Origin of the sequence: Rothia nasimurium (assembly GCF_014217215.1) — a bacterium.
Classification (GTDB): Bacteria; Actinomycetota; Actinomycetes; order Actinomycetales; family Micrococcaceae; genus Rothia; species Rothia avistercoris.
In genome coordinates this window covers 842,544-866,368 of the sequence record NZ_CP056080.1, presented here as the reverse complement: position 1 = coordinate 866,368, position 23,825 = coordinate 842,544, and the positions used below count along the sequence as shown (strand labels likewise).

Genomic DNA, 23,825 nt, shown 5'->3' with positions numbered 1-23,825 from the left:
TAAACTGTTGGGGTGTTCAAGATTCTTTTTTATACCCCAGAAATTCCCGGCAATACCGGTAACGCGATTCGTCTTGCTGCTATCACCGGCGCCGAGCTTCACCTGGTCAAGCCCCTGGGCTTTAACTTTGAGGACGCAAACCTGCGCCGGGCTGGCCTCGACTACCATGACCTGGCGGTCATGACCGTGCACGAGACCCTTGAGGACGCCTGGGAGGCCCTAGCCCCGGCCCGCGTCTTTGCTTTTACCACCACGGCCACCACTAACTTCGCTGATATTGACTACCAAGAGGGGGATGTGCTCATGTTCGGCCCCGAGTCGGTCGGGCTGCCCGAGCACGTACAGAACGACCCGCACGTTACCCAGCGGGTCAAGATTCCGATGGTTCCGGGCCGCCGCTCCCTCAACCTGGCTAATAGCGCTTCGATTGCGGTGTTTGAGGCCTGGCGTCAGCATAGCTTTGCAGGTGGAGCAATTTAGTCACAAAAAGGCTCTGCAGGCTCACAGCGAGCGTGAGTCTGCAGAGCCTTTGATATCTCTAGCTGTTAGCGGCATCGCCCAGGGTCACGGTGACCTGCTGGGTTGAGCCGTTGCGCTCAATGGTAAGGGTGACGGTGTCACCTGATGCTGCCTGGCGGACGGCGGCGGTCAGCTCGATTGCCTCGCTGATGCTGCGCCCGTCAACAGCGGTGACAACATCGCCTGACTTTAGGCCGGCGGCTGCAGCCGATCCTCCGCTGGTAACTTCCTGAATCAGGGCACCGTCGCCGAAGGCTTCGGATGAGTCGTTGTTGGCGGGTGAGGTGGAGACGGTAGCTCCCAGCATGCCGTGGGTGGCTGAGCCGTTATCGATGATTTCCTGGGCTACCCGCTTGGCGTAGTTGATGGGGATAGCGAAGCCAACGCCGATGTTGCCGCTGGTGGAGGTGCTGGATGAGTCGGTGGAGGCAATGGCCACGTTGATACCGATTACTTCGCCGTTGGAGTTGATGAGGGCACCACCTGAGTTGCCGGGATTCACCGCAGCATCGGTCTGGATGACGTTGATGGCGATGGTGGAGCTTGAAGAGGTGCTCTGGCTCTGCTGGCCGGGAATCTCAAACTGGAAGGGCGAGCTGCCGAAGGGGTCGGTGGTGCCGCTGCCGGAGTCGGTGGTAGATTCATCGGCTGCCGATGAGGCTACTTCGATGGTTCGTACCAGGTTCGAGACGATACCGGTGGTCACGGTGTTAGACAGCCCCAGGGGTGCACCGATGGCTACGGTGGTGTCGCCGACGTTGAGGGCATCAGAGTCGCCCAGGGTGGCGGGGGTGAGGGTTAGGCCGCTGGTGCTATCGAGCTTAATGACGGCCAGGTCGCTGGTGGGGTCGGTGCCGACCACGGTAGCGGAACGGACGCTACCATCGGCCAGCTGAACTTCAATGGCGGCGTTAGCGGTGGCCCCGTCGAGGGTGACCACGTGGGTGTTGGTGAGGATATGCCCCTCAGCATCGAGAATAACACCAGAGCCGGAGCCGGACGCATTCGATGAGATTGCTGCGATGGTGACGGTGGAGGGCGTCGCATTGGCAGCAGCAGCGGTAACAGCGTTGACGGAGTCGGTGTTGTTGACGATGGTGGTGCCCGAGCTGGTGGTTGTGATGCTTGAGGCTGCACCGGTTGAGGTTGCAGCTACTACCCCGCCGCCGATACCGCCACCGACCAGGGCAGCGATGGCGGCAGCTGCCAGGACGGTGCGGGTTGCGTGCTTGCCCTTGTTGTGTTCAGGCTGGCCGGCAGGAGCAGCGTAGTCACCGGTGTAAGCAGCACCGGAGGTAGCGCCTGCGTAGGCGTAGGCCCCGGCGACAGGAGCCTGCTGGGCAGCAAAAGCGGTGGTGGGATCATCTTGGTTGGAGGTGCCTGCGGCGGAGGCAGCTACCTGCTGCTGATTCATAGGAACGGTGCGATCAGCGGACGACGAATCGGGAGTGGGTTCCCATAAGTTTTGTGACATCTCAAGCAGCTTTCTTTCAAAATATTCAGCTGGGCGCTTTCAACTGGTGCGCCTGCGGTGTTTTCCTAGCTCCCACTATGCGCTATAGGGCTGTGTTAGAGATGAAGCAAAGCTGTGTGTTTGCTGTACATGCGAGCAAGAGGAAGTCGTGCCCTGAGCTGAGGGTGAACGACCCAAACCTACCGAGGAAGAGTGGGGTGAGCGGGGCTACAATAGTGCTCAAGTACAGCTGACCTCTAGAAGAGAGACCCCATGTCACGCAAACCTGTTGCTTCTGCCCTTCTTGCTACCGCTCTGGCGCTCGGAATTGCTCCCGCTGCTTTTGCGGCAGCTCCCTACGATTTGGACGCCGGGGTTCGGGTCAGCGACACCACCTCAGTTCTAGGGGATACAAGTTCGCTAGAGGACGCCATCAGCCAGCTCGCCAGTGACGAACAGGTCAATCTCTTTGTTGTAACTATTGATCAGTTCGAAAGTCCGAGCTCTTCTTCAGAGTGGACCAGCGACTTCGCCACCCTCAACAATATGGGCACCAACGACGTAGTACTGGTCATCGCTACCGAAGCCCGTCAGGCCTACTTTATGGCGGGCTCTACCTCTGTTCTTTCTACGAGTCAGCAAGAAAAGATTTATCAGAACTACATCTATCCCGAGCTAGCGAACTCCGATTATGCGGCAGCCGCTCGGGCAGCTGTCACCGGCATCGAGTCTGAGCTCGGAGCAGGTTCTGTTGCGTCGGGGGCGTCCGGAGCACTAGCCGGCGGCGCAACACTCCTTGGGATAGCTGCCGTAGCTGGCGGCGGTGCCTGGGTACTGAACCGCTCACGGGCGTCCGCGCGCAAGAACACCGGAGGCAGCCGCAGCGGGCAGCCCACCCCATCCCAGCCCCTGCCCTCTATCGAAGAGCTGCGCTCCCGCGCCGGCGTGCAGCTAGTTGCCACCGATGACGCCATCGCCCACTCCCAGCAGGAGGTTGAGTTCGCCCGTCTGCAGTACGGTGATGACGAAGTCAAACCCTTCCTGGCTGCTATCGAGGCGGCTAAGAACCACATGCAGCGTTCCTTCCAGCTGCAAAAACAGCTGGACGATGAAATCCCCGACACTGAAGCCGACCAGCGGGCGTGGCTGAACGAAATTCTTGCCCGCACCGAAGACGCTCAGAAGGCCCTCAACGAGCAGGTTGCCAATTTCACCAACCTGCGCAAGCTCGAAGAAACCGCGCCTCAGGCTCTCGCCACCCTCAACCAGGGCATAGCCTCAGCCGCCCCGCTCTTTCCCGCGGCCCAGGCAGCCCTCGACCGCCTCGGTACCCTCTACTCCCCCAGCGCCTTCGGGGCGGTGGCAGATAACATTAGTGAGGCTCAGGCCCGCCTAGATTTTGCCCGGCAAGAGGCCAAGGAGGCAGAAGACTTGCTGGGCACCCAGCGAAGCCAGGCCATTCTTGCCCTGCGTGCCGGTGAAGAAGCTCTCGGTCAGGCCAAGGGGCTGCTCGAGTCTATTCATCACGCTGAAACCGACCTGGGCAAGATGGCAGCCTCACTCGATAACGCCCTAATTTTGGCTGACCGCGACGTTGCCCAAGCCCAGGAGCTAGCCCGCACGGGGGCAGGCAGCAGCAGCCAGCTCTCAGGTGCTGCCGCCGGGGTTCAGGCCGTGCTCGGCCAGATTCGGGCCGAACGCTCCGCCGGGCTGATTGACCCCTACCTGCTCAACCAGCGGCTCCACGAAGTACGATCAGACCTAGATACTGCCCTAGATTCTGTACGACAGACCCACGAACAAGAGCGCAGCGCCCGTGAAACCCTGGGGCACACCCTGGTATCGGCCCAGGCCCAGGTATCGTCAGCCAGCGAATATGTCTGGGCACGACGAGGCGGCGTAAAGGCAGAAGCCCGCACCCGCCTGCGCGAGGCAGAACGCCACCTCGGGGAGGCCCAGCAACTCCAGCACAGCGACCCCATCGCTGCCCTGTCCCACGCCAATGACGCTATCCGCCTCGCCGGTGAAGCCCAGCGCATCGCCCGCTCCGATGTGGACCGTTTCAACCAGCGCAACGGCTACTCCAGCGGCGGTAACTACAACTCAGCCATGCTAGGCGGCATCCTGCTCGGCACCCTACTCGGGGGCAGCAACCACAGCTCCGGCGGCGGCTTCGGGTCAGGTGGCTTCGGTGGCGGCATGGGCGGCGGTACCTTTGGCGGGGGCTTCGGCGGAGGTGGAAGCTGGGGCGGAGGCGGAGGTGCCGGGGGCAACTTCTAGCCCCCCGGCGTCCGCCCCTAATCTTCCATTTCGCACCGGGTACCTATGCAGAAACTTAGTTTTCGCTGACAACGTAGTAACCACCAGGTGTGGCACGCCACTACCTGACCCGAACCTTGACACAATAAAAGAAGGCACAGCAAGCCCGCTCATGCTTTCCTTACTCACCGAAAGGTACACCCATGGCTAAGCAGACCATTTTCAGCCGCATCGCCCAGCTCACCAAGGCCAACATCAACGCCCTGATTGATGCCGCTGAAGACCCCCAGAAGATGCTTGATCAGATGGTGCGTGACTACACCAACAACATCGCCGAAGCAGAACAGGCTGTCGCCCAGACCATCGGCAACCTGCGCATGCTAGAAGAAGACCATGCCGAAGACCTGCGCGAGGCAGACGAATGGGGCGCCAAGGCCCTGGCAGCTTCAAATAAGGCCGATGAATTCCGCGCCGCCGGCGACACCGCCAACGCCGATAAGTTCGACAACCTGGCCAAGATCGCCCTGGGCCGCCAGATGCAGGCAGAGAACGAAGCTTCAGCGATTAAGCCCCAGATTGAGTCTCAGACCGCCGTGGTTGAACAGCTCAAGACCGGTCTGACTCAGATGAAGGAGAAGCTGAACGAAATCAAGCGTAAGCGCGATGAACTCGTAGCCCGCCAGAAGTCAGCCGCTGCCCAGTCTCAGGTCAACGATGCTCTCAAGTCATTTGACGTCATGGACCCCACCAGCGAAATCTCCCGCTTTGAAGACAAGGTACGCCGCGAAGAAGCCCGCGTGCGTGGCCAGCAGGAGCTTGCAGCGTCCTCCCTCGATGCCCAGTTCAACGACCTTGAAGAACTTGGCCGCCAGTCAGAACTCGATGCCCGCCTAGCAGCCCTCAAGACCGGCAAGCAGTAAACGGACTCAACAAGAGTCACCCTATACAGCGGGGCCCACCTCCCAGGAGGCGGGCCCCGTTTCTTATATCTACAGGAGCTAACAGCTCTGCATTAGTCGATACTGACCGCAGTAGCTAGGGGCGGTCTGACTGGGTGCCAATCTGGCCGGTAATCCTGTGGAACAGCATATCGAGGGCCACCACGTTGACACCTTCGGGGATAATCATGTCTACATGGCGCTTAGAGGGCTCTACATGCAGTTCATGCATGGGCTTGACGGTGGTGAGGTACTGGGCCTCAACCGACTCAATAGTACGACCCCGTTCGATGACGTCGCGGCGCAAGCGGCGCAGGATGCGCACATCGGCGTCCGTATCTACAAAGAGCTTGATATCGCACAGGTCGCGAATTTCAGGCTCAGCAAAAATCAGGATGCCCTCAAGGATGATGATGGGCTGGGGTTCAACGATGAGAGTCTCATCTGACCGGTTGTGGTCAGCAAAATCGTAAACGGGGGTCTCAATGGTCTGCCCCTCAATCAGGGCTTTGAGATGGGTGACCAGGAGGTCGTTATCAAAGGCCTCGGGTGCATCGTAGTTCAGCAGGCAGCGCTGCTCATAGGTGAGGTGGTCATTGCGCTTGTAGTAGTTATCGTGATAGATCACGCCTACCTGGCCATCAAACTTTTCAAGTAGCGAATTGGTGAGGGTGGTCTTGCCGGAACCGGTGCCACCGGCGATACCGATAATGAGGGGTTTCATGTAAGTGCAGCCCTATAGGTCGAAGTATTACTGCTATCTATTGTGGCATGTCCCCTTGGGGACAGAAACCGGCTAGCTTGTCCCCAAAAAAACCGGCACATGAACCCCTGCCAACCGCCTATATATTTCACAGGTAAATTTTTAGGAAACTCTTTTATCCAGTATTTTCACAGATCTTCCCACCACCTGCTACAACTTCACCTATTTGGGGAAGCACACACTGTGGGGGGACAAGATTCTGACCACATTCGGCTTTTTGGGGGACAAAATATGTGTATAGTTGAGTACAGTTCACAGAGCATCCCCGTCCCCTGAGGAAGAACACCATGATTTTTGCAAACTGGGCAACCGACACCTACACCAGCGCATCCCTTGGTTCTGCTGTCAAGCGCCACTCTTCTCACGGTGGACTCAAGAAATTCCATAAGGCTCTGCACATGGCAGATTCTATGGTGCGCGGCGAGACTGTTGTTGATATAGCCACTGGCAAGTTTGGTAGCTTTGGCGACTCGCTACTGGTTATCACCAATGAGCGAGTTCTGGTTCTCAAGAATTCCTTCCAGGCAGGCAACAGCGTCTCACTTGACCTTCACTCACTTGATCAGGCCAAGCTGACAAACCTTCCTTTCCTGGGCAACACCCTGACCATCGACGGCTACCGCTTCAGCCGCATCCCCACCCAGTACACTCCCACCCTGCGAACCCTGCTCGCAGCAGACCTGGCAGGCCACTGGGCTCACGCAGCATAAGACCTAGATAAAGTAAACAGAAGACCGGCAGTACCACCAGGTACGGCCGGTCTTTAGTTTGCACCGCCACAAGAGGTCAAAACACAGGTTTTTTTACATATTCACCGGCGTCGTTGCCAAAGAATTAGAATGGGCTGTTTACCCTACCAGTAACTGCTCCCCCGAATTTCAGGCTTTTTCTTTTGATAATTCCTTGCCCAAAGCACAGGCTGGTACCCCTCTTCCTAGCTCCGCTACAACAGCCAGTACTTGGCCTCCCACCTACCCAGCAGGCGGTAGCCAGATGCCCGCAGCAACCTACGGCGATGCTGCCACCACCAGCGCTTCGGTCATCAAGACCCAGTACCGCGTTACCGTTACTTCACTCTGGGGTGTAAGTCAGCTACCTGTCAGCAGGTATCTAAATCTTTTCCATCTCATCAGTCAGTACAGAGTAAAGGAGTTGCCTATACCGTGAGTCAGCCTCTCCCCGTGAGAGAGGTACCCGAAAAAGACGTGCAGTAGGCCCGGGACACCGTAAGGTGACCCGGGCCTACTGGTATAGATACGCGGTCTCGGTTAAACCCTAGAACTGCCAGCAAGAGTTGATGCTGGAAAGACCCTTAAACTGACGGTCTAGGAAGATCAGCCCGCGGGGAATACCCTCAAAGATACCCGCCACGTGGGTGACGCCGACTAGGGTGTAGAAGGTGACTCGGGAGCCCTGCTGGCAGTAGTCAGCAGCCAACTGGCGGTTGGTCTGGTAGGGCATCACTTCGTCACCCCAGGATGAAGCAATCAGAATGGGAACCTCGGGGTGGCGCCCCTGCTGGCCCAGGTTATTCTGTGCCATGATTTGCGAGACCTGAGGATCGGTGGTCATCTCACGGGCCAGGCCCACTACGCTCATCAGGGAGAAACCGGTGTAAAAACCGCCATCGATGAAGCTGGTAACGGCTTGCAGGTTAGCCGGGACGGCGTCCAGCACAGCGTTGCCCTGGTCAACGCGGTTGAGGTAGCTGTGGGTGCCAGCGGTGCCCAGGCCTATGTAGTCGGTAATAACGACGTTGTAGCCCGCGTTCAGCAGAGAGGTAATGACGAGGCTTTCGTATTCGCTGCCAGCTGCGAACTGGTTAGAGGGAGCGCAGGAGTCGCCAATGCCCTGGGTGCCGGGAGCCAGGGCGATGATAGGACGCTCGCCGAGGCGTCATAGAAATTTTCGCTAGCTAGCGCTTCGGGGGCGTCGTTGTAGATAGCTGCGGGACTGCTGCCCTCGCTGGTGAGGGCTTCTTGAATGAGTGCTTCTGCTTCTTGCACGGCCTGGCTGTTTTCAGTCAGGGGCGCAGTTTCGGCTGCGTTGGCTGGGCCATGCTGAGGGCCAGCAGGGCGGTGAGTGAGAGGGCGGTTGCCCGACGTTTGCTAAACGTTTTTGGGCGCGGCGTGGGGCGGCGTGTATTAACCATGAGTATCCCTAGAGGTAAAAATGCGAGTGTATGCGAAGAGTACTTCACTAGTGTAGGGCATAAATCGGATGAGCACTGACGCCCTGCTTACCGCTTGTAAGCATCTACGGGAAAGGTTATCTTGCTGAGTAGTTTAAACGACGAAACCCACTCTTTCGAGTGGGTTTCGTATCTTGGTTGCGGGGGCAGGATTTGAACCTGCGGCCTCCGGATTACAAGACCCAATTTTCAGCCAAGTCTTGAAAACAACCTTTCTTCTCAAAAAATTGTACACCATCGGTGCCCTCAAAGGCGAGGGTCATTAAGAAAGCTCATTTACAAGCTCTCAATCAGGCGACCAATAACTACTGCCTACATTATTCAATTCATTCAAAAGGACATCGCCGATGGTTACTATCTACGGCTACTCAAAAACAACCAAAAACCCGGTTATCGCTCTGCATTCTTCAGATAAGCAGCAGGAAATCAACGACAAAATCGAGCATCTCGAGATCTATTACCCTGAACTCGCAATAGAAGTCAGGTACTAGCACATGGACACCACGTTTCTTTTCACACTGCTCATCGCTATTGCCGCTCTATCTGTAATCGGCCTACTCCTCATCACTTACAGCTCCCTTTCAAGGTAAACACAATGACTATCGTTAACCTCTACACCACCCCAGAATGCCACCAGTCCAGGCTCACCCAGCGCAAACTCACCGACCGCAACATCAGCTACCGACTCATTAAGCTGGAAAACGAACCAGAAATAGCCCAGCGGCTCAAAGACCGTGGCCTACTGCAAGCCCCTATCGTTGAAGTCCCCGGTGAAGAACCACAAATATGGAGCGGGTACAGACCCGACTTAATTGACCAGCTCGCAGCGAGGCAAGTACACCATGTATAACCGTATGCAACGCGACCTCGGAATATTCTGGCTAACGCTCTCATGCTGTGTCAATGGAGTCTATTTTGGTGGAAAATACGGCTTTCCTGGGCTAGTTGACCGTGTGGACGCCGCCATTCTTGGCTTACTGATTGGGGCCTTAGCAGCCCTAATTTTCTACGGTCATATCTGTCTGGTTGTCTACAGCCCCCGTAGGAAGATTCATGCACAAAATCCCAATGCCGAATAACGGACGCGATTTAGCCAGGTTACTCGAAGACAACGGTTTTAGGGTGGAGTTAAAACAGGGCGGGCATTACCGGGCCACTCATCCAAAGTTTCCCGATAAGCCCGCCGTGCGGTTCGCTTCTACCCCCTCAGATGGGCGCTGGGCATCAAATACTATCGCCTGGATCAAGCGGACTTACCACCTGACGCTCAGAAACGAATAACCCGCCCAGAATAAGCGGATAACCATAGTCACACCTTAGTACAGCTACTAGGAGAACTATGGAAAACGCAACCTCTTGGGCACCGACAATCCAGGCATTCACGCAATGGCTACTAGCTGCCGGGCGACAACCGTCTACGGTCTACACCAGAACCCGGTGGCTGAGCCTACTATCCCAGGCCTACCCACAGGCTTCACCTGCGACCATCACTACAGGGCAGCTCCAAGAATGGCTCTCAAACCCCAGATGGAAACCGGCTACCAAAAAGAATGCCTTGGGAACAGTACGAAGATTCTTCTACTACCTAGAAATCACTGGAACCAGACCTGAGAACCCGGCGCGGCTTCTTCTATCGGTCAAAGTCCCCCGAGGCAAAGCAAGGCCAATACCGGCAGCAGCACTTCAGCAAGGTCTGGATAACACCCAATGTTCAGAGGATATTTTCATGCTTCTACTAGCAGCCTATGCAGGGCTAAGGCGCTTTGAAATAGCCAAGCTCGATACCCACGACTACAGCGAGGGCTGGATAACAGTACAAGGTAAAGGGCTTGTAACCCGTTCAATACCAGCTCACCCTGTTCTACTCCCCTACCTAGAGATGAAGACCCAGGGCTATTACTTCCCTGGACGCTTTGCAGGGCCCAGGCACCCTGACTTCATCGGTAAACGAATCAGCGCCCTGCTAGGAGAGGGCTTTACCACCCACCAGCTCAGGCACTGGATCGCCACCACCACTTATGCCAGGTGCAAAGACATCAGAGCTGTCCAGGAGTTACTAGGCCATGCAGATATTTCGACCACTCAGAGCTATATCGGCCTTGACGATGCGGCGCTCACCCAGGCTATTCAGGCTCTTACAGACTTACCGGCGGCACCTCAGCTGACCGGCAAGACCCAACGATAATAATCATTGAACCAGGAGAACGAACATGGCTATTCCTACCGTCTTTACGATCGACTTCAAATGCGGTCATACCGAAGAGAGACCTCTCAGATAAGGCAGCTGGCAGGCGTAAAGGTTTCGCCTCATGGTTAGCATCCCAGGACTGCACCGAGTGCTTCAAGAAAAAGGGCTCACAGGAGTTCAAGGAACAGCTCTATCAGCAGGCCGTGGAGAATCAAGCACGCCTTGAATTACCAGAGCTTGAGGGCACCCCCAAGCAGGTGCCTTGGGCTACGACTGTGCGAGATGAGCTACTGATGGGTGCTTTTGAGGAACTTGTCAGAGGCGAAGACGCCGCCTTGAGCGAGGAAGAGTTCGAGGAACAGTACCTTGTTCCTGCCCGATCTATCGTCACCGCCCGGTGGTGGATTGATTATCGAGATACAGAGACCAAGGATCTACTGGAGTGTCTGACAACCGCTCTTGATGATGGCTCAGAAGTCAACGAGAACCCATTCTAGGCCCTGCTGTAGATAAGAGGTAGAACTGCCCTCTGGCGATTAGCCAGGGGGCTCTTCTTTTCTCTAGGTGAATTTGTGTGCTTGGTAGCCCGCCGTTTGCTGGTGCCCGGTGCATATATCAGTAAGGAGTCTGTTCAGTTTCTGCGAGTGTCTGTCCCAGGGGATTTTGCTAGAGCTTGCGGTGCTGTGCAGGCTCCTTACCATGTCATGACATTAAATCATTTCACATCACATCATGTGATAGGAAGGAGTCTGGCACCTATGTCAGCTCATACAAAGACGGCCACCGCGCTACTGGCGGCAGGAATCGCTGTTACTGGCCTATCTTCCACCGCAGCAATGGCAGAAGAAACCACCGCAGAACCTACCGCAGCCGCCAGCTCAGTATCCCCCGCCGCTGAGGAAAATGCCCTTGCAGGTGAAATTCCTGTAGAGACCGTGCCGAGTGAGGAAGCAACTGAAGATGACCCCATCGCCCCGATTGAGGTTGTCCCGATTGACCCACCCAGCGACCCGGTTGAGCCTGAGCCGACCCCGGCCCCCTCAGATTCGGCTGAACCTGTAGCCCCAGCAGACCCCACTACCCCGGCTGAGCCTGCTGACCCCTCACTACCGGTTGAGCCCATCGAAACTGAGTCACCGGCTCCCTCACCGACCCCCGTGCCGGTTGAGACCGTAAACCCGGATGCCCCGGCGCCAAGCCCCGAACCCAGTGAGACTGCATCACCGGTGGCCACCGATACCCCTGTAGCAGAACCGACCACCCCGGCAACCAATGAGCAGCCCCCTGCCCCGGTAGCCGAGGTAGTAGCACCGCCGCAGATTGATGAAGAGCAGAACATCGTACTGACCGGCACCGTTACCGAGCAGAGCACCGACGAGACCACCGGCGCATCCACCATCGTTACCCAGCAGACCACCGCAGAGGGCCACCAGGTAACAACCGAGTATGTCACTAACCCGGCAGCCGGGCAGACTACCGTGCGCCAGACCGTCACCGATGCGGCAACCGGAAAGCAGACCATCACCGAGCGCACCGTCCCGGCGACCACCTTTAAGGCAGGTGGTGCAGCCTCAATCACCGCAGCGCAGCAGGCTCAGGCACCTGCTGAGAACACCAGCAACACCAAGGCGGTAGCGGGCTGGTTCACCAGCTTGCTAGCTCTCGCGCTGGGGGCTGGTGCTATCTTCCAGTACCGCCGCGCTAAGAAGTCTGCCTAAACGCACGCTGAGCTTGTAGCTCGTGAACCCCTGTGGGGCCTGCACCTGGTGCGGGCCCCACAGTTCTATTAAGGAGAACCCAATGGCCAAGACCATGACCAGATTACTTGCAGCTGGGTCTGCTCTTTCAGCTCTAGGGGCGGCATCGCTCTTTATGACCTCCGCGCCTGGGAGCCAGATGGCGGCCCCTGCACCGTCCGAAACTGTCCACTCAGCGCCAGCACCTCAGCAGAGTTTTATGGACGTGACGTGCCAGCCGCCTGCTGAGATAGGCCCGATACCGCAACTATCCCCCATGAACTGGTGGGCACCATCTATTAACGCCGGAGCATCCTTTAGTCCCAGCACCACGCTACCTACATCTGCTACCACCAATGACGGCATTATCTATAGCCATTCAGAGGAAATTGGATCTTCGCAGGGTGTCTCATTGCTCGTGGGCCATGTTGATTTTGAACCGGGAGCTATCAGCAAGAACGGCGGTGAGCTAACAGCCTGGGGGCAGTTGCATGAACTGTCTGAGTGCGACCTAGTTTTTACAGCTGATGAGAACGGCAACGTGGTGGCCTCCCAGCTTACGAGTCTCTATACGGCACCACAGTTTGATGAGGCCCTGGAGCAAAAGGCGGCAGCTGACCCAAGCAATGAGGAGCTTCAGAGCCAGTTGCAGCAACAACGCGAGGTGCAAGCGCGAGTGTTCCGGTCGACTGGCTCTTACACCATCACGCTTTTGACCTGTTCGGGGCCGTCTGTTGCAGATGTTGGTGGGGCTTTTCAGTTCCGTTACAGCGACAATCTAATCGTCGAGACCACGCCAATTGATTGGGGCTAACAATGAGGTAAGAGGCCCTAGAGGATTATTCAAAAGTCTAAAAGAAAAGAAGAGTAGGCTCCGCGCATAGCGGAGCCTACCAAAAACTATTTTTTCTGAAGCTTCAGCAACAGAAACTGCCAAATCAGTAAAAGAATACTGACCACGATAACTAGCAGTGATATATAGTGCCAAGCAACTATCCATAGGGGAGTTGAATGATAAGGTTCACCTGAAGCTTCCCAGATTCGATATTCGATACCAGCAGCTACAAGTGAAGCTAACAACGATACAGCACCAACCACAGCGGACCAAGTCGGTTTCCGATGTCTATTCTGTACGCGTTTGTTCATGTGCTTTACCAATTACAGTGGTGGTGGACAACACCGTTCCACCAGTGTGGCTTATCACTCCGAAAACGTTCGAGGTTATAAGCACCTGTCCACGGCAGGCCGTATGTACTAGCAGCGACATGGCACTCGTACTGATGACGCAACGTTGCTTTGTTTGTAATTGTAGGGAAACGACTGGTCCATTCCGCCCACCCCTGATTTCGCATAATTCCCTGTCCTGCGAGGTATCCGCCAACACCTCCGCCACCGCTCATCACCAAGGCGCCCCAAACAGTGACTGAGCCGTTGTATCGGACATCTCCCTCATACCAGTCACGATAGAAACCGGTAAATAGGTTTTTACCCCAAAATGGGTCAGCAGTAACAGGATAATCCACACCGGGAGTATCATGCTCAATAACCTGAACTAGCGAAGAGCCTCTAATCTCATACCGGGTAGGTACATCTGTACCGTTAGCGTCCTTAGCCCAAGGAGCCGCTACACCCGCTACAAAATTTCCTTCAGCATCCCGCACCAGGACCATTCCGTCTTCAAGAAGCTCAAGACTAGCATCATCCGGTAGCTCCAAATTATAGGTATATTCCTGTGGGGCAGAAGCCTCTTCAATAGTTGTTACCATTTGCACAGAGCCGTCCTCATAGGGCAAGACGGAAGTAGATGATGAGTTGTTATGTTCAAAGGCGATTTCTCCGAACTCTCCGCTCTTTGCTGTAGAGGTTTCTTCACTGTCGGGAAGAAAAATCCCTATTTTAGTTTCACTCTCGGCTCCCAAGACAATAGGCTCGATAGCGTCTTTGGGAATCTCAGCTGAACTTTCTTGACCGACCGCCACGAACGCAGACGCAGTTTCTTCAAGCTCATCAATTGTAAGTGCCTGCTCGGCAAGCACATCTAGCCTATATTCCACTGAGCTACTTTGACTCGTCGGAACTGAATTCTGGGCTGAAGCAGGTGTAAGACCAAGACCGCCAACTAACACCGCGCTAACTGCACAAATGCTGAAAGCGGCACGGGGGGATGCAGGGGACATCTTTGTCTCTTTTCTCTTGTGTACCAGGCTCCATCATGAGGCTGGTGATAAATAGTCTATAGCCTGTATTTAGAAAAAACGAGAGCTATTTCACTCATGTCGCTAAGAGGCTTACTCAGAAGACCGCCCCGGGCGTCCTTAGGAGTTCTCCAACTGGGCAAGATATTCAGATAGTTGTTCCTTCTGAATGATTCTTTTTACCCATCGACTGGCACCAAACCGACCCGCAGATTATCCGTATACGGAAACGTAAACGTCTGCCCCACACCAGAATCCCCCACAAAAGCACCCGAGCACGTCAGCAACCACACCAGCTCATCCGTCCCATACTTGGCCCACTCATCCGGCGTCACCTCAGCAGAGCCCCACAGACCTGGGTCAGTCTCAGTCAGGCCCTGCTCAATCGTGTCAATGACAATTACCTGGTACTCACGGGTAACCCCTGCCTCATCCGTGATATACACATGCGCGCACCTATCAATGTAATGCAGCAGACCCCACCCAGAGAGCCGGTCATCAGGATAATCAAGGTTCACATGCCCAGCCAGCACAGAGGCCTTACCCTTAGTACCAAGGGGCGCACTCAGCGATGAGAGCAACTCACCAGGAGCGGAGGGAATACCAGCTGAAAACAAGCCAGTCGAAAAATACCCCCTCGCTACACCACCAGCACCATCAGACAGGGACGGCACCGCCCACGAACCGGGCTCAGGCCTCACCTCACCCAGCGCCTCACCGGTGCACTGCACAGGGGTAGGCGTTAGATTCTTCACCTGCGGAGCCCCCAACGCACCAACCCCGGACACAGGCTCAGCCATCAGCCCATAGGCAGGCTCATAATATTCCTGGCCATCCTGCTCAAAGACTTCGCCACTGGCATCCGGGTGCCGAACCTGATACGGGGCCACCACCTGCCCATCGGCTACCTTCCAACCAGAAGAACTAGCCCCCAGCACCAAGGCACCCATAATTACAGCCACAGCAACAAGAAGTACAACCGAGCAAACCAGAGTCTTCTTTACCTGCTCCATGCTCATAAGCCTCTCGGCAACAAACGATTAGTTTTCATCTCGCTAATACGAGATCCACACACCACGAGACTCGGTCCAACTAATAACTGCGCCAGATGAATACCTCACCCGCACTACCCCATCAGCATCACGGGCCTCATCGACTACCGGAAAACCTAGACGAGAAGGACCACCAGCAGCAAGGTACAACTGATGAATAGCACCACGCTGATTCACCATACGTGCACCTGTCTTCTCAGACCATAGTATGATTGCTCGATACCCCGTCGACGGGTGATAAAACTCCTGAGCAGCCCCATAAGCATAGGCATATTCATCCGTAGCCGGATAGCCTAGATACCCGAGTTCCCACCGTTCGCTTTGATAACGGTTCCCAATGGCAGTACCCCACTTAATAGAATGAGCACCAGTGCGTTCGTGCCAATAAATAGCCCACTTATTGGAGAAGTTCTGGACTGCACCGCCAAAGACCGAGGCAAACTCATTCTGAGTCGGTTGCCCAAAATGGGAGGCACCACCATAACGGTGATAGTAATTCCCGATAGCTCCTACCAACCTAAAGGCATCAGCAGCTAGAGAAGAAGAACGCAACCAATTAGCAAAACGCTTACCCAATGCAGTATGTCCAGCATCAGATAGATGAACAGCATCATTGAGTAAATGCTCCAAGCCGTAGTCACTCACCCAATACCGACACGGCACCACCGAAACCCCAACAGAAGCACCAGCAGAATGATATGTACTGGGTTTAGTTCCGCTCCCGTAAATTTAGAAACAAACAAAAAGAGCAAAGGAACCTTCACCCATGCCCACCAAATACCCCGCCGAACTCAAAACACGAGCCCTACGCCTACTGACCGACCACCTGGAAAACAACCCCAACACAGGCATCTACACTGCCTGCCGAAACATTAGAGAACGCCTCGGCATCGGCCCCGAAACCCTACGAAAATGGCACAAACAAGCCGCCATCGACCAAGGAGAAACCCCCGGGCCCACCAGCGATATGGCAGCAGAAAACCGAAGACTTCGCAAAGAAATTGCTGAACTACGCAGAGCCAACGAAATCCTGAAAGCCGCTTCGGCTTTTTTCGCAGCCGAGCTCGACCGTCCGGCCCGATGATGATCCGTTTCATTGATACCCATAAGGATCTCTTCGGGGTCGAGCCGATTTGCCGGACTCTCGCTGAGCATCTAGACGGTGGATTCATCACCTCACGTGGCTACCGAGCAGCAAAAGCCCGCGTGCCAGCAGCTAGAACACTCAGTGACCAGTTGCTGATCCCCGAGCTTCTGAGAATCCACCAGGAAAACTACGGAGTCTACGGGGTGCGCAAGATGTGGCAAGCCATGAGACGAGCAGGCTGGGCTATCGGCCGGGATCAGACCTACCGGCTCATGCGTGCTGCTGGTATCCAGGGGGTACACCGGGGTCGTAAACCGGTGACTACCAGGGCTACCAAGGCTCCTGATAACCGCCCTGACCTCGTCAACCGCCAGTTCACCGCTGATGCCCCACATCGCCTGTGGGTAGCAGATTTCACCTATGTTCGTACCACCAGCGGCTTCTGCTATACCGCTTTCATCACTGATGTCTTCAGCCGGAAGATTGTCGGTTGGGGTGTTTCCTCAACCATGCATACACTCGGGATGCCTTTGACGGCTTTGAAGCAGGCTTTTTTCGATGCTCGTAAGTGTGGGTCTGTTTTGACTGAGATTGTGCATCATTCTGACCGTGGGGCCCAGTACGTGGCTGAGGATTACACGCGTGAGCTTCGGGGCCTGGGTGTGCAACTGTCAGTTGGGTCAAGGGGCGATTCGTGCGATAATGCTTTGGCTGAGTCGGTTAACGGTGCGTATAAGGCAGAGCTTGTGCGTGGCCGGTTCTTTGAGTCTGTTGCTCAGTTGGAGGTTGAGACGGTGGGTTGGGTGTGTTGGTGGAATGAGCAGCGGTTGCATTCGTCCCTTGGTTATCGGACGCCTGAGGAGGTGGTGGATGGTGTTGTGAGTCTCGTATGATGGTAGGAACTAAAGCCAGTACATATCAAGTTCTTTTTCCTCGTGCAGGAGGTTGTAGCGGATAACGCGGGCGGTATTGCGGTGTTTGCCAGGGCGTAGTGCCGGTAGTTTCTCGCGTTTTTCGTAGGCCTTGATCTGGGCCATGAGTTCCCTGCTGGCGGTGCCTACAACATCATGAGCCCATCAGAGGCAGTAGGTAAAGAAATCAAGGTATGGATGACTCGCCCCGGGGCCACTCAGAAAGATTTAGCCTCAGCACTTGGCATCACCCAGGCATCTGTGTCAGATAAGTTGCGCGGCAAAACTAACTTCTCTTTTCAGACCTCGTATTAGTTTCATCAGCCCTCCAGCTATCTCTTGGGGAGCTACTGGGCGATGGACTCCTTAACGCAAAAATCCCCACCACTGCTGAACTCAGCAATGAAGGGGAAAAGAAAATCGCCCCGATCGGATTCATTCCGAACGGAGCGACTTATGTGGTTGCGGGGGCAGGATTTGAACCTGCGGCCTCCGGGTTATGAGCCCGGCGAGCTACCGAACTGCTCCACCCCGCGGCGACTCATATAACTATACGCACTTCCCACAAGCAGCGCAAGCCAAAACCAGCTTTTGTGATGCACTTTACACAAAAGGACGCCGCCAGCCCGCTGGATGCGGGAGGCGGCGTCCTTATCTACCCAAGGCTGCTACAGCCTGACTCCTAGTTGGAGGGTGAGGGGCTGGGGCTTGCCTCGGTGGTGGCAGTACCCTCAATACCTTCAGCATCAATGGCGCGCTGCAGAGCCTCGTTCAGGCGGGTCTGGGCTTCACCGTAGGCGGCCCAGTCGCCGGCCTTCATAGCGGCGTCCGCGTCCTGCATCGCCTTGCGGGCATCTTGCAGGGCACCGGTCAGGCTCGCACTGTCAGTGCTGGTCGCAGTGCCGTCAGCTGCCTGAGCGGCCTCGGTTTCATCGACACCGGCATCGGCAGCGGTTTCAGCGCCAGAGGAACCGCTAAAGAGCTCATCCAGGGCTTCCTCCAGTGTGGGGGCAAAGCCGACCTGCTCACCAAAGCCCACAAGGACGCGGCGCAGTGAGGGGTAGGCGGCATCGCCGGAGGACTGCACGTAGACCGGCTGCACATAGAGAATGCCGCCACCCACGGGCAGGGTGAGCAGGTTACCGTTGATCACATCAGAAGCACCCTGGCGCAGCAGGTTCAGCTCAGTTGAAACAGCGGTATCTGAGTTGAACACGTTCTGAGCCTGGCCGGGACCGGGAACAACCGACGAGCGGGGAAGCTCAAGCAGGGTCAGCTTGCCGTAGCCTTCAGCCTTTTCGCCGTCCTTACCGGTACCGGCATCACCATTGGCTGAGAGGAAGCCGTACATGACGTTACGGGTGTTGCTGTCTGACTGCTGGGGGATGAAGCTGGTGGTCAGCGAGAACTGAGCTGAGTCTTCACCCGGCATCTGCAGGGACATGTAGTAGGGAGGTAGGGGGCGGCCACTGTCATTGGTGGGATCGTTGGGGATCGACCAGCGGTCGTCCCCGTTGTAAAGGCTGCTTGCATTGGTCACGTGGTAAGCATTCAGAATCTCTCGCTGTACCTTGAAGAGGTCCTGGGGGTAGCGCACGTGCTCAATGAGCGAAGCGCTCATCTCACTGTAGGGGCGCACGGTATCGGGGTAGACCTTCTGCCAGGTCTTCAATACTGGGTCCTGGTCGTCCCAGGCGTAGAGGGTAACCGAGCCATCGTAGGCGTTTACAGTGGCCTTGACCGAGTTACGAATGTAGTTGACCTGCTGGCTGGGCAGGGCCTGGGTTACGCCGGATGCGGTCTCTGAATCAGAAGTCGCATTATCGAGCTGGGCTGCCTGCGAGTAGGGGTACTGGTTACTGGTGGTGTAGGCGTCCACAATCCAGAGCACCTGGCCATCGATGATAGCCGGGTAGGGGTTGCCGTCTACGGTCAGATAGGGGGCAACCTTCTTCACGCGCTCTGAGGGGTCGCGGTCGTAGAGAATCTGGGATTCGGGGCGGACGGCGTCCGACAGCAGGATATCTGAGGACTGGAACTTGATGGCGTAGGCCAGACGGTTAAAGGCGTTACCGATGACGGGGCCGCCGTTGCCGCTGAAGGTGTATTTGGCGTCCGCGCCACTTTCGTCGTCAGCGGTCTGGGGGCGGTCAAGTTCTAGCGGTTCGTCCTCGGCGGTGCCACCCACGATGGAGTAGTTGGGTGAGCTCTGACCGAAGTAGATGCGGGGCTCGTAGTCGCCACTAATTGCACCGGTTGCCTGAATACCCGACTGGATGAACTTGGGCTTACCGTCGGCTTCAACCTGGTTGCCGTAGGCAGCGATGACGCCGTAGCCGTGGGTGTAGACCACATGCTGGTTAACCCAGGATGACCCGGCATTCTGGTCAGGGTTCAGCTCGCGGGCGGCGATAACGGTGTCGGTCTCAGTGCCATCGATGGTGTAGCGGTCCACAGAGAGGTTCTGCCCAAACTGGTAGTAGGGGCGGAACTGCTGCAGCTGGGCAAAAGCGCCGGAGACCACGTTGGGGTCGAGCAGACGGATGTTAGAGATGGTCTCGCTCTCACCGCGCAGGGCACCTGCTGCGGTGGAGGTGGTGGCGTCGTAGCTCTGGACGTCGATCTGGTCCAGGCCGTAAGCGGCACGGGTAGCGTCGATGTTGCGCTGGATGTAGGGGGCTTCTGCGGCCTGCTCGTTCGGTACAACCTGGAAGCGCTGCACAACCCAGGGGTAAATGCCACCGGCAACCAGCGAAGCGATCACCAGTACGGCGGTGCCGATGATGGGCAGACGGAAGTTCCCGCGCACTGCGGCCAGGACGAAGAGGGCAGCGACCAGCAGGGAGGCAATCGCCAGAATCGCGTTGACAGGGATGATGGCGTTGACGTCGCTGTACATGGCACCGGCCCAGGAACCAGACTGATCTTGGGTTGCGTTGTAGCGGGCCAGCCACAGGGTGATGCCGCGCAGCACAATGAAGAGGGCACCGAGCACTGCGATGTGGCGGCGGAAGTGCACAGTGGTTGTGATACCGCGCTCCCCCACTACGATACCGCCGTAGAAGTAGTGCATAACCAAAGCTGCCATCGCTGAGAAGATAACGGCGGTGCTCAGCAGGCCGGTCACCACGTTGAGGAAGGGCAGGGTAAACATGAAGTAGCCCAGGTCGCGACCGAACTCGGGGTCTGTGGTACCAAAGCTTTCGCCCTGGAAGAAGAGTAGGACGGTCTCCCACTGGGTCATCGCCCCACTGCCGACGAAGGCGCCCAGAAGAACCGGCACAGCAATCAGAAGGACCTTGCGCATACGCTCAATACCCTGGCGGTAGCGCTCCATGTTCTGGTTGAAGAGGTCCTGCATATCGCCGTAGGGGTCGGGCACAGGGTTGCCGTTGGCATCCACTCGGGGGCCAGCAGAACGGCGGCGAGGGCTGGGAGTCTGTAGTTGGCCGTGCCTATAGGCGTAGAAGAGGCTGGCCCAGACGGCGATACCTACAACGATACTTGCAACCAGGAAGACGGCACCGCGGGTCAGGTTTTGGGTGATGAAAACCTTGAGGTAGCCCAGCTGGTCATACCAGAGGACGTCGGTGTACACCTGGGTTGCAAAAACAAAGGCTACGACCAGGGCGGCAATGATTGCCACGGTCACGGTCAGCGGCCGGTTTCTACGTTGAGGAGCGCGTGATGATGAACGGGGAGGGGTGCTTCCGGTACTCACGGGTATCCTTCAGTTGTGTTTCGTGTCTGCCGCAAAGGTGCGGCCTGTGTGGTGGGTGACGCCGCGCAGTGGGCGACGCTACATATAAGACACTATTTTGCCAAAGAAAGCTGTGAGTTTCGAGAGTAGGCTTAGCATTTCAGCTCTGGGGTGACTAGCCCCACCCCTTAGGAACAGGTGGGGAAGGTTGCGGGGTCTTCACCCTGGCCTATGCGGGTGACCGCATCTACCGCCTCATCCAAAGTTGATACCTTGATGACGTTCAAGCGCCGAGGCACATTACCGACCACTTCATCGCAGTTATCTGCCGGGGCCAAGAAAACCGTAGCACCGGCGTCCGCAGCTCCCCGCATCTTTTGTTCAATGCCGCCGATGCTGCCCACGGTTCCGTCCGCATCGATGGTGCCGGTTCCGGCAAAGTGAATACCGCCGGTCATCTCCCCCTCGGTTAGCTCATCGATAATACCCAGGGCAAACATCATGCCAGCAGAAGGGCCGCCCACTTCTTCGAGGCCGTAGTTAACGGTCATGGGGAACTCAAAGGACCGGGCAATGTAGAGGCCCAGCACGTAGCGCTGCCTCTGCTCGTTGTAGGAGGGGGTGACTGTGACGTCCTGCTCACTGCCGTCGCGGGTCACGGTGAGGGTGACGGGCTGCCCGGCGGACGCGTTCACCCGCTCGGTCAGGTCGGTGTAGCTTGCCAGTGGCTCCCCGTTGAGAGCGGTAATCACGTCGCCCTCCTGGAGTACGCCCTGACTGGGGGCACCCTCAACAGCACCTGACACCGTTAAAATTTCGGTGTAGTCGATACCCAGCTGGGTGAGGGCAGCCGCCTGAGCTACCTCCTGGGAGTTGGTCATATCGGCAGTGTTCTGCGCGGTGACCTGCTCGCTGGTCACTGAGGGATCGTAGATGAGGTCGCTGGGCAACACCGCTGTAGAATCTTCCAACCAGGTTGCCAGCGCCTCAATCGCAAAGAGAGAAGTGTTAGGGCCGCCTGCAACCGATACCGTGGTCATATCGAGGTTGCCGCTTACCGGGTAGGTCTGGGCGCCCTCAATCTCAATGAGCGGCTTACTATCGAACTCACCGATGGTGTTGAAAGTAGGGCCGGGTGATTCGGTCACGAAATCAACCGGAATCACCAGCGAAAACATCGACAGGCCTAGGGTCCCCACCGCGCTCACCGTGCGCAAATCAGCCCGACGTTCACGGGGGCGGGCACCTGCTTTGTCCCTCTTCGAAAAAACCATAGGACTAGCCTACTAGCAAAATCACCCAGCCCAGCCCACTCCCCAGCAAATTCCCACTTGGCTCAGGGCTAAAAGCATCCCGGGGTACGCAACGAGGTCGGTAGGCTAGTGAGAAACAGTAGCGGCGGGCGCCGCAGCCCCCTATTGAAACGAGGCAGAACGTGACCAACAACCCCTACGACTCAGCTGGCCGTGACCCCCTTGAAGAGTTCCTCAAGAAGCTACAGGAGCAGGGGTTTGATCCGTCAGCCATGAACGGGGCCGCGGGCTTCGACGCCGATGCCCTCAAAAACATGGGTATCCCCCTCGACCCGGCCATGCTCTCGGGTATCTTCGCCCAGGTCAATTCCATGATGAGCACCCAGTCTAGCGACGGCCCCGTCAACTGGGACATGGCCAAGCAGCACGCCCGCCAGGTACTGGCCATGGGTGAAGACCCCTCGGTGACTTCATCCCAGACAGGCGCGGTCCGTGATGCTGCTGCGCTGGCAGATCTCTGGCTGGACCCCGTGACCATCTTCGAGCGTCCTGCCTTCGGTGTTGAAGCCTGGGCCAAAGCCGAGTGGGTTGAGAACTCCTTTGCCACCTGGAAAGACATCGCCGGCCCCGTTGCCGAAGAAGTCTCATCAGCCATGACCTCCTCTATCCAGCAGCAGATGCCCGAAGAAATGGTCGGCATGCTCGGCGGCGGTAACCTCTTTGCCGGTCTTGGCGGCATGATGTTCGGTATGCAGATGGGGCAGGCTATCGGCAAGCTGGCCGAAGAGGTCGTCTCGTCTACCGACATTGGTATCCCGCTGGCCCAGGGGCGCTCAGCCCTGCTACCTGCCGGTGTTGCGGCCTTTGGCGAAGGCCTAGAAATCCCGGCCCAAGAGGTCATGCTCTACCTTGCCGTGCGCGAAGCTGCCCTGATTCGCCTCCACAAGACCAACCCCTGGCTGCGTGAAGACATCATCGACCTTATCAAGCGCTTCTCCCGCGGTATTCACGTTGATATTGAGCGTATGCAGGCAGCCGCTAACGACATCGATTTCGACCCCTCAAACCCCGAGGCCATGATGGACGCCTTCGCCGGCGACATGTTCAAACCCCAGCTCACCGAAGACCAGCAGCTGGCCCTTGACCGTCTCGAAACCCTGCTGGCCCTCATCGAAGGCTGGGTCAGCCTCGTCACCGAGCAGGCCACCAAAAACCTGCCCATGGCCCCGCAGCTGGCTGAGACCATGGCCCGCCGTCGTGCCACCGGCGGCCCCGCAGAGCACGCTTTTGCCCAGCTCGTTGGTCTTGAGCTGCGCCCCCGCAAGATGCGCGAGGCCCTTGCCTTCTGGCGCCACTACGAAGAAAACCACGGCTTCGAGGCCCGCGACCAGCTCTGGGAGGGCCCCGAGACCCTACCCACCGGTGAGGATCTGGATGACCCCGCAGGCTTCACCTCCCGCCGGGCCCTGCTCAACGCCAGCGAGGACGAGTTCGACGCGGCCCTCGAAAAACTTCTAGCCGGCGGTTACGACGAGCCCACGGAAGGAACCGAAGGCAAAGACAAAGAATAATAGAGGCAC

At 56.9% G+C, this 23,825-nt stretch carries 20 protein-coding genes, 1 tRNA gene and 1 pseudogene; 11 read left to right on the top strand and 11 right to left on the bottom strand.

Annotated elements, in window-relative coordinates; genetic code table 11:
* The first annotated feature begins 12 nt into the window (after nucleotides 1-12).
* Nucleotides 13-480, top strand: a complete 468-nt coding sequence (locus HWU94_RS04080) for a tRNA (cytidine(34)-2'-O)-methyltransferase (RefSeq protein ID WP_185174420.1) — start codon at nucleotides 13-15, stop codon at nucleotides 478-480.
* A 58-nt stretch (nucleotides 481-538) separates the two neighbouring features.
* Here the strand turns inward: HWU94_RS04080 and HWU94_RS04075 are convergent, their stop codons facing one another.
* The gene (locus HWU94_RS04075) at nucleotides 539-1,993 is read right to left on the bottom strand and encodes a S1C family serine protease (protein ID WP_185174419.1); all 1,455 of its coding nucleotides are present in this window, start codon (nucleotides 1,991-1,993) and stop codon (nucleotides 539-541) included.
* A gap of 252 nt (nucleotides 1,994-2,245) precedes the next feature.
* On the opposite strand from HWU94_RS04075, the gene HWU94_RS04070 reads away from it, so the two are divergent.
* Together HWU94_RS04070 and HWU94_RS04065 are read left to right on the top strand one after the other, a co-directional pair.
* On the top strand, nucleotides 2,246-4,252 hold the full coding sequence (locus tag HWU94_RS04070) for a TPM domain-containing protein (protein ID WP_185174418.1): 2,007 nt from the start codon (nucleotides 2,246-2,248) through the stop codon (nucleotides 4,250-4,252).
* A gap of 182 nt (nucleotides 4,253-4,434) precedes the next feature.
* Nucleotides 4,435-5,151, top strand: a complete 717-nt coding sequence (locus HWU94_RS04065) for a PspA/IM30 family protein (RefSeq protein ID WP_185174417.1) — start codon at nucleotides 4,435-4,437, stop codon at nucleotides 5,149-5,151.
* 115 nt (nucleotides 5,152-5,266) lie between these two features.
* Here HWU94_RS04065 and udk read toward each other — a convergent pair whose 3' ends face one another.
* On the bottom strand, nucleotides 5,267-5,893 hold the full coding sequence (gene udk, locus HWU94_RS04060; protein WP_185174416.1) for a uridine kinase: 627 nt from the start codon (nucleotides 5,891-5,893) through the stop codon (nucleotides 5,267-5,269).
* A 326-nt stretch (nucleotides 5,894-6,219) separates the two neighbouring features.
* On the opposite strand from udk, the gene HWU94_RS04055 reads away from it, so the two are divergent.
* Nucleotides 6,220-6,642: a hypothetical protein gene (locus tag HWU94_RS04055; RefSeq protein WP_185174415.1), complete on the top strand. Its 423-nt coding sequence runs from the start codon at nucleotides 6,220-6,222 to the stop codon at nucleotides 6,640-6,642.
* A gap of 565 nt (nucleotides 6,643-7,207) precedes the next feature.
* Here HWU94_RS04055 and HWU94_RS04050 read toward each other — a convergent pair.
* On the bottom strand, nucleotides 7,208-7,474 hold the full coding sequence (locus tag HWU94_RS04050; RefSeq protein WP_221625862.1) for a lipase family protein: 267 nt from the start codon (nucleotides 7,472-7,474) through the stop codon (nucleotides 7,208-7,210).
* Between the two features lie 159 nt (nucleotides 7,475-7,633).
* Nucleotides 7,634-7,681 (bottom strand): annotated as a pseudogene (locus HWU94_RS11590) (hypothetical protein); the annotation flags it as partial.
* Nucleotides 7,682-8,718: 1,037 nt separating this feature from the next.
* Between HWU94_RS11590 and HWU94_RS04040 the strand changes: the two are divergent.
* From HWU94_RS04040 to HWU94_RS04020, 5 genes are all read left to right on the top strand, one after another.
* On the top strand, nucleotides 8,719-8,973 hold the full coding sequence (locus tag HWU94_RS04040) for a glutaredoxin domain-containing protein (RefSeq protein ID WP_185174413.1): 255 nt from the start codon (nucleotides 8,719-8,721) through the stop codon (nucleotides 8,971-8,973).
* A 489-nt stretch (nucleotides 8,974-9,462) separates the two neighbouring features.
* On the top strand, nucleotides 9,463-10,308 hold the full coding sequence (locus tag HWU94_RS04035) for a tyrosine-type recombinase/integrase (RefSeq protein WP_185174412.1): 846 nt from the start codon (nucleotides 9,463-9,465) through the stop codon (nucleotides 10,306-10,308).
* Between the two features lie 206 nt (nucleotides 10,309-10,514).
* Nucleotides 10,515-10,808 carry a hypothetical protein gene (locus HWU94_RS04030; protein WP_185174411.1) on the top strand — a complete coding sequence of 98 codons (294 nt, stop codon included), beginning with the start codon at nucleotides 10,515-10,517 and terminating at the stop codon, nucleotides 10,806-10,808.
* A gap of 261 nt (nucleotides 10,809-11,069) precedes the next feature.
* The gene (locus HWU94_RS04025; protein ID WP_185174410.1) at nucleotides 11,070-12,029 is read left to right on the top strand and encodes a hypothetical protein; all 960 of its coding nucleotides are present in this window, start codon (nucleotides 11,070-11,072) and stop codon (nucleotides 12,027-12,029) included.
* An 82-nt stretch (nucleotides 12,030-12,111) separates the two neighbouring features.
* The gene (locus tag HWU94_RS04020; RefSeq protein ID WP_185174409.1) at nucleotides 12,112-12,861 is read left to right on the top strand and encodes a hypothetical protein; all 750 of its coding nucleotides are present in this window, start codon (nucleotides 12,112-12,114) and stop codon (nucleotides 12,859-12,861) included.
* A 337-nt stretch (nucleotides 12,862-13,198) separates the two neighbouring features.
* On the opposite strand, the gene HWU94_RS04015 is transcribed toward HWU94_RS04020, so the two are convergent.
* The 3 genes from HWU94_RS04015 to HWU94_RS04005 all read right to left on the bottom strand — a co-directional run bounded on the left by HWU94_RS04015 (nucleotide 13,199) and on the right by HWU94_RS04005 (nucleotide 15,924).
* Nucleotides 13,199-14,224 carry a hypothetical protein gene (locus tag HWU94_RS04015; RefSeq protein ID WP_185174408.1) on the bottom strand — a complete coding sequence of 342 codons (1,026 nt, stop codon included), beginning with the start codon at nucleotides 14,222-14,224 and terminating at the stop codon, nucleotides 13,199-13,201.
* Nucleotides 14,225-14,421: 197 nt separating this feature from the next.
* Entirely contained in the window at nucleotides 14,422-15,255 is an 834-nt protein-coding gene (locus HWU94_RS04010; protein WP_185174407.1) for a hypothetical protein, read from the bottom strand.
* 42 nt (nucleotides 15,256-15,297) lie between these two features.
* Complete coding sequence (locus tag HWU94_RS04005) at nucleotides 15,298-15,924, bottom strand: LGFP repeat-containing protein (protein ID WP_185174406.1); 627 nt, start codon at nucleotides 15,922-15,924, stop codon at nucleotides 15,298-15,300.
* Between the two features lie 136 nt (nucleotides 15,925-16,060).
* On the opposite strand from HWU94_RS04005, the gene HWU94_RS04000 reads away from it, so the two are divergent.
* A protein-coding gene (locus HWU94_RS04000) for an IS3 family transposase (protein ID WP_185174405.1) occupies nucleotides 16,061-17,274 on the top strand; the annotation gives its coding sequence in 2 pieces (ribosomal slippage) (nucleotides 16,061-16,340 and nucleotides 16,340-17,274; 1,215 coding nt in all).
* A gap of 9 nt (nucleotides 17,275-17,283) precedes the next feature.
* Here HWU94_RS04000 and HWU94_RS11670 read toward each other — a convergent pair.
* The 4 genes from HWU94_RS11670 to HWU94_RS03985 all read right to left on the bottom strand — a co-directional run bounded on the left by HWU94_RS11670 (nucleotide 17,284) and on the right by HWU94_RS03985 (nucleotide 22,266).
* Entirely contained in the window at nucleotides 17,284-17,418 is a 135-nt protein-coding gene (locus tag HWU94_RS11670; protein WP_280527418.1) for a hypothetical protein, read from the bottom strand.
* 333 nt (nucleotides 17,419-17,751) lie between these two features.
* Nucleotides 17,752-17,828: transfer RNA gene (locus tag HWU94_RS03995), tRNA-Met, on the bottom strand.
* Between the two features lie 146 nt (nucleotides 17,829-17,974).
* Nucleotides 17,975-21,013 (bottom strand): UPF0182 family protein, encoded by a 3,039-nt coding sequence (locus tag HWU94_RS03990; protein ID WP_185174404.1) that lies wholly within the window; start codon nucleotides 21,011-21,013, stop codon nucleotides 17,975-17,977.
* Between the two features lie 167 nt (nucleotides 21,014-21,180).
* The gene (locus tag HWU94_RS03985; RefSeq protein ID WP_185174403.1) at nucleotides 21,181-22,266 is read right to left on the bottom strand and encodes a PDZ domain-containing protein; all 1,086 of its coding nucleotides are present in this window, start codon (nucleotides 22,264-22,266) and stop codon (nucleotides 21,181-21,183) included.
* 161 nt (nucleotides 22,267-22,427) lie between these two features.
* On the opposite strand from HWU94_RS03985, the gene HWU94_RS03980 reads away from it, so the two are divergent.
* Nucleotides 22,428-23,816: a zinc-dependent metalloprotease gene (locus HWU94_RS03980; protein ID WP_244956020.1), complete on the top strand. Its 1,389-nt coding sequence runs from the start codon at nucleotides 22,428-22,430 to the stop codon at nucleotides 23,814-23,816.
* The last annotated feature ends 9 nt before the right edge of the window (nucleotides 23,817-23,825 follow it).